Annotated in this window: 9 protein-coding genes and 1 pseudogene; 6 read left to right on the top strand and 4 right to left on the bottom strand. The window is 71.1% G+C overall.

Features of this window, described 5'->3' with window-relative positions; all coding sequences use genetic code 11:
* The first annotated feature begins 98 nt into the window (after nucleotides 1–98).
* From ACFYZB_RS39110 to ACFYZB_RS39135, 6 genes are all read left to right on the top strand, one after another.
* The gene (locus tag ACFYZB_RS39110; protein WP_388766553.1) at nucleotides 99–488 is read left to right on the top strand and encodes a lipocalin-like domain-containing protein; all 390 of its coding nucleotides are present in this window, start codon (nucleotides 99–101) and stop codon (nucleotides 486–488) included.
* Between the two features lie 125 nt (nucleotides 489–613).
* Nucleotides 614–1489 (top strand): fumarylacetoacetate hydrolase family protein, encoded by an 876-nt coding sequence (locus tag ACFYZB_RS39115; RefSeq protein WP_388766555.1) that lies wholly within the window; start codon nucleotides 614–616, stop codon nucleotides 1487–1489.
* Nucleotides 1490–1552: 63 nt separating this feature from the next.
* Complete coding sequence (locus ACFYZB_RS39120) at nucleotides 1553–2476, top strand: VOC family protein (protein WP_388766556.1); 924 nt, start codon at nucleotides 1553–1555, stop codon at nucleotides 2474–2476.
* 23 nt (nucleotides 2477–2499) lie between these two features.
* A complete protein-coding gene (locus tag ACFYZB_RS39125; RefSeq protein WP_388766557.1) occupies nucleotides 2500–4140 on the top strand; it encodes a bifunctional 3-(3-hydroxy-phenyl)propionate/3-hydroxycinnamic acid hydroxylase in 1641 nt (546 codons plus the stop codon).
* A gap of 307 nt (nucleotides 4141–4447) precedes the next feature.
* A complete protein-coding gene (locus tag ACFYZB_RS39130) occupies nucleotides 4448–5752 on the top strand; it encodes a PucR family transcriptional regulator (RefSeq protein WP_388766558.1) in 1305 nt (434 codons plus the stop codon).
* 166 nt (nucleotides 5753–5918) lie between these two features.
* The gene (locus tag ACFYZB_RS39135) at nucleotides 5919–6491 is read left to right on the top strand and encodes a TetR/AcrR family transcriptional regulator (RefSeq protein ID WP_388766560.1); all 573 of its coding nucleotides are present in this window, start codon (nucleotides 5919–5921) and stop codon (nucleotides 6489–6491) included.
* A 347-nt stretch (nucleotides 6492–6838) separates the two neighbouring features.
* Here ACFYZB_RS39135 and ACFYZB_RS39140 read toward each other — a convergent pair whose 3' ends face one another.
* From ACFYZB_RS39140 to ACFYZB_RS39155, 4 genes and pseudogenes are all read right to left on the bottom strand, one after another.
* Nucleotides 6839–7570, bottom strand: coding sequence for an alpha/beta fold hydrolase (locus tag ACFYZB_RS39140; protein ID WP_388766562.1), 732 nt, complete (start codon nucleotides 7568–7570; stop codon nucleotides 6839–6841).
* A gap of 233 nt (nucleotides 7571–7803) precedes the next feature.
* Nucleotides 7804–8472: a TetR/AcrR family transcriptional regulator gene (locus ACFYZB_RS39145; RefSeq protein WP_388766564.1), complete on the bottom strand. Its 669-nt coding sequence runs from the start codon at nucleotides 8470–8472 to the stop codon at nucleotides 7804–7806.
* A gap of 107 nt (nucleotides 8473–8579) precedes the next feature.
* Entirely contained in the window at nucleotides 8580–9626 is a 1047-nt protein-coding gene (locus ACFYZB_RS39150) for a zinc-binding dehydrogenase (protein WP_388766565.1), read from the bottom strand.
* A gap of 162 nt (nucleotides 9627–9788) precedes the next feature.
* Nucleotides 9789–10641 (bottom strand): annotated as a pseudogene (locus ACFYZB_RS39155) (cytochrome); the annotation flags it as partial.

Consider the following 10641-nt stretch of genomic DNA (forward strand, 5'->3'; position numbering starts at 1 on the left):
AGCCGGCCACTCGGCCTGGCCGCCGGGTCGTCACCGTGGTGCTGTGACGGTGTCTGCGCGGCCGGGCCGACGGAACTGAAGCACGGTGCGAGGCACACATGGACAGTTTGCTCGGAGCTTGGGTCCTTGAGGACTTCTCGCTGACACGAGAGGGGACGGTCGTCCGTCCGCTCGGGGAGCGTCCCAGGGGGGTGCTGCACTACGCCGCCGACGGCTGGATGAGCGCACTGCTGACAGTCCATCCCGATGACGCCCCGTTCGTATCCCCGTTCGAGGAGATGGCCACCGGGACCGTGGCGTACGCCGGACGCTGGGAGTGCGAGGCGGACGGGTCGGTCGTGCACCACGTTCAGGCCAGTCACTACGCACCGTGGACGGGGACGGACCTGGTACGCGAGGTCCAGTTCGGCCCGGGACGGCTGGAGCTGACAGCTGCCGGGGCCGACGACTCCCAGGTGCGCATTGTCTGGCGGCGGGCCGACGCCTGACGACGTAGGACGCGCTCGGTCTCCCGCCACACAGCCGGAGCAGCGACAACGACCGTCCGACTGATCACCCGATCGTCCCGTTCCCCCTTTCCCTTTTCGCTTTCTGAACATGGAGGTGCTGTGCCATGCGGACAGCCACGCTCAACAGCCGTCTCGTGCTCGTCTTCCCCGACGGCGCCGTAGATGTGGAGAAGGCCAGCGACGGCCTGTTCTCCTCCGACCCGCAGGCGGTCTTCGACCGCTGGGCCGAGTTCCGCGACTGGGCCCGGTCGGCGGCCGCGACCGGCCACGAGCGGATCGCCGTGGTGGAGCAGCAGCTGGGCGCGCCGGTGCCGCGCCCGCGGCAGGTCTTCGCGGTCGGACTGAACTACGCCGACCACGTGGCGGAGTCGGGGGTCGCCGTACCGGAGCGTCCCGCTGTCTTCACCAAGTACGTCACGTCCCTGACCGGGCCCTACGCCACGGTCGAGCTGCCGAGTGCCCTGGTCGACTGGGAGGTCGAGCTGGTAGCGGTGATCGGTCGTGAGGCGCACCAGGTCGCCGCTTCGGACGCGTGGCACTACGTCGCCGGCCTCACGCTCGGCCAGGACCTGTCCGAGCGCGGCATCCAGTTGTCGGGACCGGCGCCCCAGTTCTCCCTCGGCAAGTCGTTCCCCGGCTTCAGCCCGACCGGGCCGGTGCTGGTCACCCCGGACGAGTTCGACAACCCCGACGACCTCGCGCTCGGCTGCGCGATCGACGGCGAGACCATGCAGGACTCCCGCACCTCCCAGATGATCTTCTCGGTGTCCCAGCAGATCGCCTGGATGTCGTCGATCTGCACGCTGCTGCCCGGCGACCTGATCTTCACCGGCACCCCGGCCGGCGTGGGCGGCGCCCGGAACCCGCGCCGGTTCCTGGCCCCCGGCGAGGAACTGCGCAGCTGGATCGACGGCATCGGTGAGCTGCGCAACCCCCTGGTCGCCGGCCCCACCTACCCCGAAGGCACCCAGGCCGTCTGACGCGCGGCCCCCCACCTGTCTGCGTACACCACCCGCACACTGAAGCTCTTTGAGGAGACTGCCATGGCCCTGCACCGCGTGGCGCACATCACGATCGGGGTGCCCAATGTGGCCGACACCTCGGCCTACTACGCCGATTTCGGACTGACCGACCTCGGCGACGGCCGATTCGCCACTGCCGACGGTGGCGAACAGCTCAAGATCGTTCACGCGGCGAGGCGCCGCCTGGAGGAACTCACCCTGAGCGCCGACGACCAGGACGACCTCGGGCGGATCGGCTCGGCCCTCGACCGGCTCGAGGTGCCGTTCGTCCGGGACACCCACCACCTGCGCGCGGTCGACCCGGGCACCGAGGTGACGGTGACCGTCGAGGTGCAGCCGCGCATCGTGCAGCCCGCCGCCGCGCGGATGCCGTACAACGCTCCCGGGCGGATCGAGCGGACCGGCGAGCGTGCCCCCGGCGTGCTGCGAGAGGGTCCGGTGCGCGTCCGCCGCCTCGGACACGTCGTCCTGGGCTCCACCGACCAGGAAGCCTCCCAGCGCTTCTTCACCGAAGGGCTCGGCTTCAAGGTCAGCGACCTGGTACCGGGCGCGGCGTTCCTGCGGTGCTCCACCGACCACCACAACGTCCTCGTCCAGAAGGCCCCCATCTCCTTCCTGCACCACACCTCCTGGCAGGTGGACGACGTGGACGAGGTGGGACGCGGCGCCACCCGGATGCTGGAGGACCACCCCGAGCGCCACGTCTGGGGTCTGGGCCGCCACCAGCTGGGGTCGAACTTCTTCTGGTACCTCCGGGACCCGGCCGGCAACTTCTCCGAGTACTACTCCGACATGGACTGCATCGTCGACGACCAACTGTGGACCCCCGGGACGTGGGAGGACGCCCGCCTCGCCCTGTACAACTGGGGCCCGCCCGTACCGCCGTCCTTCCTCCGCCCCGAGGACCTCGCCGCGATGATGACCGGCGCGCACGACGCCGGCTGAACAGACGAAAAGGAACGCACATCATGAGCACCTCGACCGAGGGTCTCGCCGCGGAGACCTACGACGTGCTGGTCGTCGGCGCTGGTCCGGTCGGGCTGGCCACGGCCATCCAGCTGGCCACCCGAGGCCGCCGCGTCGGCATCGTCGAACGCTGGCCGCAGCCCTACCCGCTGCCACGCGCGGTCGTCTTCGACCACGAGGCCGGCCGCATCCTGGCGTCGCTGGGGTTGGACATGGCCGCTGTCAGTGAACCCGCTGTCGACTACGAGTGGCGCAACGGAGAGGGGCAGCTACTCCTCCGTTTCGACTTCTCGGACGACAACTACTCCGGCTGGCCCAGCGTGAGCGCGTTCAACCAGCCCACCGTGGAAGCGGCCCTGAACGAGCGCGTCCAGTCGCTGCCGGGGATCGACGTCCTGCGCGGCTGGGAAGCCGTGGCCGTCCGGGAGGACCCCACGGCGGTGGAAGTCACCGTGGCGGAGAGCGCGGGGGACGAGCCCCTGCTCCGTGACGGGGTGCGCGCGCAGCGTACCCTCCGGGCCGCGTACGTCGTCGGCTGCGACGGCGCCAACAGCTTCATCCGCTCGTGCATGCGCACCTCGATCACCGACGTCGGCTTCAAGTACGACTGGCTGGTCCTCGACGTCATGCCCCATGACCGGGACCGCGCGTGGATGCCACGGAACCTGCAGCTCTGCGATCCGGCCCGGCCGACCACAGCGGTGGTCGGCGGCCCCGGCCGCCGTCGGTGGGAATTCATGCGCCTGCCCGGCGAGTCCGTCGCCGAGCTCCACCAGGCCGAGACCGCCTGGAAGCTGCTCGAGCCGTGGGACCTGCACCCGGACAACGCCACCTTGGAGCGGCAGACCGTCTACACCTTCCGGGCACGCTGGGCGGACTCCTGGCGCGACGGCCGGCTGCTGCTCGCCGGGGACGCGGCCCACCAGATGCCGCCGTTCGCCGGGCAGGGCCTGTGCTCGGGCCTCCGTGACGCCATCAACCTGAGCTGGAAGCTCGACCTGGTGCTGTCCGGGAAAGCCGACGACAGTCTGCTGGACACCTACACCACCGAGCGATGCGGGCATCTGCAGAATGCGATCGAGAAGTCCGTGATGCTGGGGAAGGTTGTCTGCGAGCCGGACCCGGCCGCGGCCGCCGAACGCGACGCCCGGATGATCGCCGACCAGCAGGCAGGCCGCGTACCACAAGGAGACCCGTTCCTGGGGGCCTTCGCCGGCGGACTGCTGGACCGCGACTGCACCGGCGCCACCGCGGAGCCGACCGGGCAGCTCAGCCGGCAGGGACGGGTGCGGTTCAGGGGCCGTACCGGCATGTTCGACGAAACCGTCGGCATCGGGCTCACCCTGCTCACCACCGGTGATCCGCGTGACGGGCTCGACGAGGACACCCTGGCCTGGTGTGAGCAGGTCGGGCTCCGCCTGCTGAGGATCACCGACGACCCGGCGGCGAACGGCCCCGACGACGTCGTCGATCTCGACCGCACCTACCTGTCCGACCTGGCCCGTACGGGCATCGAGGCCATGCTGGTGCGCCCCGACTTCTACGTCTTCGGCGGCGCCAAGAGTACGGCCGACCTCCCGCGTCTGGTCACTGCGCTGCGCGGCGGGCTCACGGCGGCCCCCGCCCCGGAGGTCACCGCTTGAGCCGCCGGCGCCACATCAGGTGCTCATGGCAGGCCGCGCCGAGCACAGCGACGCGCGGCACGGGGCGGCGCTTCACGCACCGCGCCCCGCTGCCGCGCGGGGTGAGCAGCCCCTGCCGGTGAACGGTGCGACCGTGCAGGCCGGCTGCAGGACGCATCCTGCGGCCGGCCCGCACGGCGGCGCTCGTCGTCCTCAGCGGCGGGTCCGCGGCTGCTCGACTCAGCAGGGAAGATATGGTTCCCTGACCTGGGTTGCAGCTGCGAGCGGCCCGCTCGCCCACCTTCCCCGCGACGGAGGGACGAGAAGCGTGAGGGGACAGTGGCTCCAGTGGTTGCGGCCGGACCCCGGCCGCCTGACCGAGCCCGTCCTGTCACCGGCGGAACTGGCCGCGGCACGCACGGAGCTCGGCGCGGACCCGGTCGAGTGGGCGCTCCAGAGCGCCGACGCCATCGCGGAGGAGGTCCTCAGGAAGGTGCCCGAGCACGGCGGCGGTCCCGCTGCCGCGACCACCCTGCGGCGTGTGACCCAGTCCGCGGTGCTGACGGGCCTGCACCTGATGACCTCCGACATCGGCCGGCCCCTCCCCACCCTCACCGAGGAGGCGCTGGAAGGATGCCGCGAGTTCGCGCGCCGCGGCATCCCGCTGGAGCTCGTCCTGCGGGGAGTGCGGCTCGGCCACGCGCAGCTGGCGCGCAGCCTGGCAGCAGCAGTCGAGGAGCACGTCCCGGCCGACCAGCGCCTGGCCGAGCTGCGCCGGATCGACGACCAGATGTTCACCTACGTCGACGCCCATTCGAGCGTGATGGCCGAGGAGTACATCGCCGAACGGGACCGCTGGCGCGGCAGTGACGAAGCCGCCCGCCGCGCCGTCATCGACGAACTGCTGGCCGGCCGCCCGGTCGACCGGGAAGCCGCCGCCCTGCGTCTGCGGTACGACCTGTCAGGCACGCACGTGGCCGCGGTGCTGTGGGGCGACGACACCGCCACCGCCGCGCCCGCCGCCCAACGGCTGCACCACGCGACCTCGACCATGGCCCGCGCCCTGGGAGCGGCCAGGACGCTCGTCATCCCGGCTCACGACAACCATGTGTGGGCATGGTTCGCCATCAGCGACAAGACCGACGAAGACCATGTCCGGCACCTGCGCAGCTCCCTGCCCGAGCCGGCAGGAGTGCGCGCGGCTCTCGGCCCGCCCGCACCAGGGCCCCACGGCATGCGCCGCAGCCATCTGGGGGCGTTGCAGGCACAACGGATGGCCTCGCACGCGCCGGGCTCCTGGCTCTGCGACTACCAGGACATCCGCCTGGCGGCCCTCGTCACGGCCGACCCCGAACACGCACGCTGGTTCGTGCAGGAGGTCCTCGGGCCGCTGGCCTCCGAGGGGGCCCGCCTGCGTGAGCTGCGCGAAACTCTGCGCGTCTACCTCGCCGAGGAACGCAGTCCCCGCGCCGCGGCCGAACGCCTGCACGTAGCCCGCAACACCGTCACGTACCGCGTCAAACGCGCGGAGGAACTGCTGCCCGTCACCACCACGGCAATCACCTCGCTGGAAGTGCGCGTGGCGCTCGAAATCGCGGCCGCCTCGCCCCTCGGCCCATCGGCCAGGAGCTGAGCTCGAGTACAAGGTGCCGTGACGGACGGTCCGCCAGGCGGAGTCGAGGGCCGGAGCGGCTGCTTCCGCCGCGGCCCTTCACCCCCCTTGGTGTGACCGGACCGGTTGGCGAACCACGCCGCTTGCCGCACGGACGGCGCGGGCCCGCGCCGAGACCCGTCAGGCATTGATCCGTGCGGCCCGACAGATCCTCGCGGAGACCGGGGACACCAGCGCCGGCATCCAGGCCATCGCCGAGCGCGCGGATGTCGGTTTCGGCTCCTTCTACAACCACTTCGAGTCGAAGACGGAGCTGTTCGACGCGGCGGTGACGGACGCGCTGGAGGAGTTCGGCCAGGTCATCGACGAGCGTGTGGAAGGGATCGAGGACCCCGCCGAGCTGGTTGCGGCGGGTTTCCGGCTCTCCGCCCGGATGACGGACTCCCACCCCGAGCTCATGCGGATCCTGAGCGACCGCGGCCTGGCCCACATCCACTCCGGGAGTGGCCTGTCGCCACGAGCACGTCGCGACCTGGAACGCGGCATCGCCTCGGGCCGCTTCACCGCTGCCGACCCCATCACAGCCCTGTCCGCCCTGGGCGGCACCCTGCTGTCCCTGGTGGCTCTGAGGCTGGGACGCCCCGACCTCGACGGCGACGAGGCCGCCTCCGACCTGGCGGAGATGGTCCTGCGTATGCTCGGGCTCCCGCCGGAGGACGCGCACGAGGTCACGCGGCGCCCGCTGCCCGATCTCCTCTGAGGGTCCGGATTGGCGCGCCGCCGCTGGCCAAGTCGGCTGGGCCCCGTGCTACGGCACCGTTGCCCTGCAGGCCGGGGCGTAGGAGATCCACGAGGTCGTGGACACCGATGACACGTGGCGGCCCAGGCTTGCGACCCGTTGCGGTGTCATTGGCCAAGCTCCGCGGCGCTATCGCCAGTCCGACGGGACATGGCGTCGCCACAGCGAGGCTCCGGCCGTCTTGGAATGAGCGCCCGCCCCGCTCGGCGGGATGCACGGCGGTGCGGGAGCCCTCCCATGGGTGCCGGGCGGCATGGGGCCAGCGCCACCCGAGATGCACCCACGGGAGCTGTTGCTGGACGCGCCAGTCACCCCCGGGAGCTGCTCCAGTGCTCCTCAAGGGCGGCGGCGACCTCGGCCGGCTTCTGGATCGGCGTCCAGTGGCTGCTCTCCAGCCTCAGAAAACGGGTGGCGCGCACGGAAGCGGCCATCTTCTCGCCGAAGTCGACGGGGCAGACTGGGTCGAACGCCCCCCAGAACACCAGGGACGGTCCGGTCAGGTCCGCCAGATCCGGTTCCCACTCGGCACCGACCGTCAATGCGGAGCGGTACAGCTTGAGAATGCTGTCGCGCATGGTCTCGTCCACGCGGCCGGCTGTCTGTTCAGCCAGCTCAGCCGGGATCTGGAGGTTGTCGGTCAGGTCCTTGGCGAACGCGCCGGGGTCGTACTCCTTGGCCCAGCGGTCGCCCGCGACCGGGTCCTGCCACAGCTTAGCCAGCGGATGCCAGACGTACTCGGCGCTGATCGGGCCGTTGCTGCCGGCCCACGTGCGGATCAGATCCGGCCGTAGGGAAGCCACGCGCGCGGTGAGGAGGCAGCCCCAGTCGTGGCCGACGAGGTCGACCGGCTCGCCGAGTGCCTCCAACCGCTCGATGAGCCAGGAGACGTACTCCTCCTTGGTGCAGTGGAAGCCCTCGGGGCGCGGCGAACCGAAACCGGGCAGGTCCCAAGCCTCCACGTCGCTGCGGGTCAGGTGCTCGCGAACGCCGTCCCACACGTGGTGGGTGTCGGGTACGCCGTGGATCAGAATGGCAGGCATGAATGAACTCCTACAAGGATGGATATTTTTATTGAGAAGCGAAATAACGGCACAGGGCGGGTAAAGAGGCCGAAACCTCGTGCCGCGGGTCAGGGTCTTCGCTCCCACGTGGACGGGACCGAGTGGCGCGGCACTTCGTGCCTGAGGCGTTTCGATCCACACTGGTCAACGAGTCGGTACAGCTGCTCCGACCGGGGTGACCACCAGTACCGCGCAGCCAGGCGGCGTTCCGGTCATGTCATGGCTGCATCTGGCTGCAGCACAGACACCACTTGGTCATGCAACACGGCTCGAACCCGGCGTGATGCGGTCTGCGGTGCTACGCCGGCAGCGACGAGGCACGCGGTTGCCGCGGCCTCACCCGTGGGGTCCGCCCAGGTGGACGTGGTGTTCTCCACGGCGAGGGCCAGCATCAGTGCTTCCAGCGCTTGTGCGAGGACGGGCGCGGGGACGTGGTTCGCGAACACGCCTTCGTGCTGGCCACATCGTATGGCCGCGATGGCCTCTTGGCGGGCAGGTGCCAGGGTGGCGCGGATGGCCTCCTCTCCGAGGTGGCGGCGACCGAGGGAGATGAGCATGCGGTACTGGTCGCCCACCGCCCATGCCGCCAGGGCCATCCGCGCCATCGCCTCAAGCGGATCAGCGCCCGGGATGCGTGTCATGGCGAACGCTTGGCGAAGCGCCTGGGCTGCTTCCTGCGCCAACTCGGTGATGAGCGCTTGCCGGTTGGAGAAGTGTCCGTAGAGGGTGCGCCGCGCGAGGCCGGCCGCCACAGCGATGCTGTCGAGACTTGCGTCGGGGTCGTCCCGCAGTTTCCGCCGAGCGGTGGCGAGGATGCGTTGACGGTTCGCGCGAGCGTCGCTGCGCTGCGGTGCGCGGCCCGGGGCGTCGGTCGTCTGCATGGTTCTGTCTCTCCACGGTTGCCGGAAAGCCGTGGGCGCCGGTGCTCCCTCACGCACCGGCGCCCACTCACCCCTGCCCAGGGTGGCTTGTTGTCCTGCTGACGGCGTCAGGGGACGAGGATGAGGCGGATCGGGTCGCCGATCTTGTTCTCCAGACGGCTGACCGCGTTGGCCGCGTCGATGAGCGGGATGTGGTCGGTGATGGAGGGGGCCAGGTCGAGGCGGCCGGCCGCGGTCAGCTGCACCAGCTCGGAGACGGACTCGGGGAAGCCGCCGTAGTGGCCGCGCACCTGCTTTTGCAGGTAGTTGAAGGTCAGGCCCTCGGTGATGGTCAGTGGCCGGGGTGTGATGCCCACCAGGATCAGGGAGCCGCCCAGGCCGAGCACGGAGGCGGCCTGGTCGCGGACGGCGGGTACGCCGGCGCAGTCGAAGGCGAAGTCGAGGCCGCGTCCGCCGGTGGCTGCGCGGACCTGGTCGGCGAAGTCGGGGGCTGCCGGGTCGAGCGCGAGGTCCGCGCCGAAGGCCAGGGCGCGCTCGCGGGCGCTGGGCAGCGGGTCGACGGCGATGATCGGGGCGGCGCCGACCAGGCGGGCGAGGCGTACGTTGTGGGCGCCGACTCCGCCGACTCCCCAGACGCCGACGGACTGGGCGGCACGGACGCCCGCGGTGGCGACGACGGCGGCGTAGGGGGTGGAGACCGCGTCGGGGATGATCGCGGCCTGGTCGAAGGGGAGGCTGTCGGGGATGGGGATGAGGGTGTCCTCACGGGCGATCACGTACTCGGCCCAGCCGCCGTCGTAGTCGATGCCGGCGGTGAGCATCTGGGTGCAGGGGCGGTGGCGCACGCATCCGGCGCACGTGCCGCAGGTCTTGCCGGCCTCCAGGGTGACGCGGGTGCCGACGGTCAGGCCGCGCTTGAGGTCGGGGCCGAGCGTGTGGATGACACCGGAGACCTCGTGGCCGACGGTGATGGTGTCGGAGGTGGCGAACAGCGGGACGAGGGAGCCGTCGAGGAGGTGGACGTCGGAGAGGCAGACGCCGGCGGCCTTGACCTCGATGAGGACCTCGCCCGGGCCCGGCACGGGGATCGGGACCTCTTCCACGGCGAACTTCTTACTGTCGAGGTGGAAGCGTCCGGCGAGCATGGTGTCCATGAAGATCTGCCTTCGGTGAGCGGTACCGCCCGGCGGTTTGGGCCGGAGGGTGCCATGTGGTGTCTGGAGGGCTTGTGGTGGCCGGGAGGCGTGGGGGGTTGCAGGACGGGGCCGCACGCCTCCCGGCGGCTCGGGTTCGCACGCCGTGACGGCGTGCGACGGTCAGGCGAAGACGTCCTGCTGGTAGCGCTCGTCCGCTTCGAGCTGGGCGAGCCACTGCTGGGCGGTCTCGTCGTCGCTGCCGGTCTTGTGGCGGTGGATGGCGGCGAGTGCCTCGCGGACGGCGGGGGCCATGCGGCGGCCGTCACCGCAGACGTAGATGTACGCGCCGTCCTGGATGGCCTGCCACACCGTGTCGGCGGCCTGGGCGATGGCGTTCTGCACGAACCGGGCCGGGTGGCCGGTCACCGCGGAGAAGGCGGTGTGGATCTGGGCGATGCCGGCCTGCTCCCAGTCCTGCATCTCCTGCTTGTAGAAGTAGTCGTGCTCAGGGTGGCGGCAGCCGACGAACACCTGGGACAGGCCGACCTGGGTGCTGTTCGCGTGCTGGGTCGCCCGCTCCTCCAGGAAGCCGCGCAGCGGCGCGATGCCGGTGCCGGGGCCGATGAGGATCAGTGGCGTGGCGGGGTCGGCGGGCGGGGCGAACGTCGGGGAGGGCACGCGGACGTAGCCGTAGACGACGTCTCCGGGTTCGAGGCCGGCGATGTAGGCGGAGCAGGTGCCGCGGTACTGGCCGTCGCCGGACAGGGCCGGGCCTTCCAGCAGGCCGACGGTCAGCCGGACGTGGCGCGGGTTGGCGGACGGGGCGGAGGAGATGGAGTAGAAGCGCGGGCGGATGGGGCCCGTCATCTCCAGGAAGACCGCGAGCGGCAGTTCGACGGCCGGGAAGCGCTCCAGCAGGCCCAGCACCGAGATGCGCTTGCCGAGGATCTCCTTGCTGTAGCGCTCCTCGGCCTCCTGGGTGGCGGCGGTGTACGCCTGGAGCTGCGGCCGGGTCCACGGGCACTCGGTGTGC

The organism is Streptomyces sp. NPDC001852, from assembly GCF_042891825.1.
GTDB lineage: Bacteria > Actinomycetota > Actinomycetes > Streptomycetales > Streptomycetaceae > Streptomyces.

What these genes read in the sequence shown, in the direction of transcription:
- ACFYZB_RS39125 (WP_388766557.1), top strand. Translation starts at nt 2,500, where the DNA reads ATGAGCACCTCGACCGAGGGTCTCGCCGCGGAGACCTACGACGTGCTG.
- ACFYZB_RS39115 (WP_388766555.1), top strand. Translation starts at nt 614, where the DNA reads ATGCGGACAGCCACGCTCAACAGCCGTCTCGTGCTCGTCTTCCCCGAC.
- ACFYZB_RS39145 (WP_388766564.1), bottom strand. Translation starts at nt 8,472, where the DNA reads ATGCAGACGACCGACGCCCCGGGCCGCGCACCGCAGCGCAGCGACGCT.
- ACFYZB_RS39150 (WP_388766565.1), bottom strand. Translation starts at nt 9,626, where the DNA reads ATGGACACCATGCTCGCCGGACGCTTCCACCTCGACAGTAAGAAGTTC.
- ACFYZB_RS39120 (WP_388766556.1), top strand. Translation starts at nt 1,553, where the DNA reads ATGGCCCTGCACCGCGTGGCGCACATCACGATCGGGGTGCCCAATGTG.
- ACFYZB_RS39110 (WP_388766553.1), top strand. Translation starts at nt 99, where the DNA reads ATGGACAGTTTGCTCGGAGCTTGGGTCCTTGAGGACTTCTCGCTGACA.
- ACFYZB_RS39140 (WP_388766562.1), bottom strand. Translation starts at nt 7,570, where the DNA reads ATGCCTGCCATTCTGATCCACGGCGTACCCGACACCCACCACGTGTGG.